This window comes from Photorhabdus sp. P32, from assembly GCF_038085095.1.
GTDB classification, from domain to species: domain Bacteria; phylum Pseudomonadota; class Gammaproteobacteria; order Enterobacterales; family Enterobacteriaceae; genus Photorhabdus; species Photorhabdus luminescens.
This window is the reverse complement of record NZ_JAZGJN010000034.1, coordinates 1-517: the sequence shown is the minus strand read 5'-3', so window position 1 is coordinate 517 and position 517 is coordinate 1. Positions and strand designations below refer to the sequence as shown.

General features: G+C 31.1%; 1 pseudogene. It reads left to right on the top strand.

What is annotated here, in order from left to right:
- Positions 1-197 (top strand): annotated as a pseudogene (locus V2H77_RS00105) (IS630 family transposase); the annotation flags it as partial.
- Positions 198-517 lie beyond the last annotated feature (320 nt).

Genomic DNA, 517 nt, shown 5'->3' with positions numbered 1-517 from the left:
ATCTACCACCTTACAGCCCTAACTTGAATCAGATTAAGCGACTCAGGAAGTTCATGGACGAACGCTATTTTGCATCTCCCAGAGTATTCCACGAAGCCATTTATCACTTTTTTAATGTTACTCTCCGAGAAAAAGTTAATAAATCCACCTGTCGCATTAATAACAATTTCCAAATTTTAAATCCTCAAGTTAATTAGGCATACAACTATCTCTAATATGATTAATTTAAGTGGTAAAATCTTTAGTCTGACACTTCTTAGGTTATTATCAGTTATATTAATGCTGATATTCTATTTTTTCTTGATTAGAGTATATAATGATGAACAAATAGGTTTTTATTATCTAATATGCACTATATCATGTTTTGGCAATGTTGCTGTATTTTTTGGTGCCGATTTATCCATACAGCGTCAGTTATCATCAATAGCTCGTAGTTTTATCATAGAAAAGTTACCATTTTTTAGATTCTTATTTTTTACATCAGCATTTGGCTGTGGAATTATTTCTTCATTTTGCC